Below are 3,142 nucleotides of genomic sequence, written 5' to 3'. Positions count from 1 at the left end.
AGAGATGTTTGACATTGTGAATAGGGAATATGAAGAGAACGGATCTTTCCGTTGTGATTTTTCGCAACGAAAGAACGTGATCGCGATACTGGCTGTATTGTGAATTGGCAGGGTTTTACCCCTGCGCAAGACGCAGAACAGTTAGCTGAGGGATCTCTCAAGCATAATAAGGGCATTTGGTGGATGCCTTGGCGTTAAGAGGCGATGAAAGACGTGGCACTCTGCGATAAGCTACGGTGAGCCGAGAGCAGGCTTTGACCCGTAGATTTCTGAATGGGGAAACCCCACCCAATAGGGTGATCATAACGTGAATACATAGCGTTATGAGGCGAACCCGGGGAACTGAAACATCTCAGTACCCGGAGGAAAGGACATCAACAGAGACTCTGCTAGTAGCGGCGAGCGAACGCGGACCAGGCCAGTGGCCTGTATGTAAGAACCGGAACAATCTGGAAAGGTTGGCCAAAGTGGGTGATAGCCCCGTACGGGTAGAAAGCATACAGGTCCTCGAGTAGGGCGGGACACGTGAAATCCTGTCTGAACATGGGGGGACCACCCTCCAAGCCTAAGTACTCCTTAACGACCGATAGTGTACCAGTACCGTGAGGGAAAGGTGAAAAGCACCCCGATAAGGGGAGTGAAATAGTTCCTGAAACCGGATGCCTACAAGCAGTTGGAGCCTCTATATGGGGTGACAGCGTACCTCTTGCATAATGGGTCAGCGAGTTAGTCTTACAAGCGAGCTTAAGCCGTTAGGTGTAGGCGCAGCGAAAGCGAGTCTGAATAGGGCGATTGAGTTTGTGGGATTAGACCCGAAACCAGGTGATCTAGCCATGAGCAGGTTGAAGGTGATGTAACAGTCACTGGAGGACCGAACCCACGTCTGTTGAAAAAGACGGGGATGACTTGTGGTTAGGGGTGAAAGGCCAATCAAACCTGGAGATAGCTGGTTCTCCGCGAAATCTATTTAGGTAGAGCGTCAGACGAATACCATCGGGGGTAGAGCACTGAATGGGCTAGGGGGCCTTACCGGCTTACCAAACCTAATCAAACTCCGAATACCGATGAGTACTATCTGGCAGACAGACTACGGGTGCTAAGGTCCGTGGTCGAGAGGGAAACAGCCCAGACCGCCAGTTAAGGTCCCAAAGTTGTGGCTAAGTGGGAAAGGATGTAGGACGGCCAAGACAACCAGGACGTTGGCTTAGAAGCAGCCATCGTTTAAAGAAAGCGTAACAGCTCACTGGTCTAAATAAGCTGTCCCGCGCCGAAGATGTACCGGGGCTCAAGCCACACACCGAAACTGCGGATTTGTTCTTTATTGAACAAGTGGTAGCGGAGCGTTCCGTAAGCCTGTGAAGGTGTACCGTAAGGTATGCTGGAGGTATCGGAAGCGAGAATGCTGACATGAGTAGCGACAAAGGGAGTGAGAACCTCCCTCGCCGAAAGCCCAAGGGTTCCTGCGCAAGGCCAATCCGCGCAGGGTGAGTCGGCCCCTAAGACGAGGCGGAAACGCGTAGTCGATGGGAAACAGGTTAATATTCCTGTACCCGTGAGAAGTGACGGCCTCTGGAAGTAGTTTTTCCTTATTGGATTGGAGAAGCTGCCAAGGAGGTCCAGGAAATAACTCTCACATATGGACCGTACCCGAAACCGACACAGGTGGGCAGGTTGAATATACCAAGGCGCTTGAGAGAACGATGTTGAAGGAACTCGGCAAATTGCCCCCGTAACTTCGGGAGAAGGGGGCCCACCGTGAAGGCAACTTTACGGTGGGGGCACAGACCAGGGGGTGGCGACTGTTTACTAAAAACACAGGGCTCTGCGAAGTCGCAAGACGACGTATAGGGTCTGACGCCTGCCCGGTGCCGGAAGGTTAAGAGGAGATGTGCAAGCATTGAATTGAAGCCCCGGTAAACGGCGGCCGTAACTATAACGGTCCTAAGGTAGCGAAATTCCTTGTCGGGTAAGTTCCGACCTGCACGAATGGCGTAACGACTTCCCCACTGTCTCCAACATCGACTCAGCGAAATTGAATTCTCCGTGAAGATGCGGAGTACCCGCGGTCAGACGGAAAGACCCCGTGCACCTTTACTACAGCTTTGCAGTGGTATCAGGATGTGAATGTGCAGAATAGGCGGGAGGCTATGAACCCGAAGCGCCAGCTTCGGTGGAGCCACCTTTGAGATACCGCCCTTTTGCTTCCTGATATCTAACCGAGGTCCGTTATCCGGATCCGGGACCCTGCATGGCGGGTAGTTTGACTGGGGCGGTCGCCTCCCAAAGAGTAACGGAGGCGCGCGATGGTAGGCTCAGGCTGGTCGGACATCAGCTTAAGAGTGCAATGGCAAAAGCCTGCCTGACTGCGAGACTGACAAGTCGAGCAGAGACGAAAGTCGGTCATAGTGATCCGGTGGTCCCGCGTGGAAGGGCCATCGCTCAACGGATAAAAGGTACGCCGGGGATAACAGGCTGATACTCCCCAAGAGTCCACATCGACGGGAGTGTTTGGCACCTCGATGTCGGCTCATCACATCCTGGGGCTGGAGCAGGTCCCAAGGGTTTGGCTGTTCGCCAATTAAAGTGGTACGTGAGCTGGGTTTAGAACGTCGTGAGACAGTTCGGTCCCTATCTGCCGTGGGCGCAGGATACTTGAGAAGAGCTGTCCCTAGTACGAGAGGACCGGGATGGACGCACCTCTGGTGTACCGGTTGTTCCGCCAGGAGCATCGCCGGGTAGCTAAGTGCGGAAGGGATAACCGCTGAAAGCATCTAAGCGGGAAGCCCCCTTCAAGACTAGGTATCCCTATCAGATCCCTGGAAGACCACCAGGTTGATAGGCTGGGTGTGGAAGCGTGGCAACACGTGAAGCTAACCAGTACTAATTGATCGATCGGCTTGATTGATCCCTCTTGCTAATTGAACATTCTGACTTCTTGCGCAGCGGTAAAACCCGCCATGTAAAACACAAAACATCCAATATCGCATCACAAAAACTCCGATCTCTTCGCTGTGTTTCGACGGCCCGGTGGCCATAGCGGCCGGGAACCACCTGATCCCATCCCGAACTCAGAAGTGAAACCTGCCTGCGCCGATGGTACTTTGTCTTAAGGCACGGGAGAGTAGGTCACCGCCGGGCCTTC

At 53.4% G+C, this 3,142-nt stretch carries 2 rRNA genes; both read left to right on the top strand.

Annotated features, from left to right (window positions below):
• The first annotated feature begins 155 nt into the window (after window positions 1-155).
• Window positions 156-2,905 (top strand): 23S ribosomal RNA (locus SMB34_RS17690).
• A gap of 118 nt (window positions 2,906-3,023) precedes the next feature.
• Window positions 3,024-3,138, top strand: a 5S ribosomal RNA gene (gene rrf / locus SMB34_RS17685).
• Window positions 3,139-3,142 lie beyond the last annotated feature (4 nt).

Origin of the sequence: Thalassospira permensis NBRC 106175, from assembly GCF_000714555.1 — a bacterium.
Lineage (GTDB): Bacteria > Pseudomonadota > Alphaproteobacteria > Rhodospirillales > Thalassospiraceae > Thalassospira > Thalassospira xiamenensis.
Note: the sequence above shows the minus strand (reverse complement) of the source record. Positions and strands in the feature narration are given on the sequence as shown.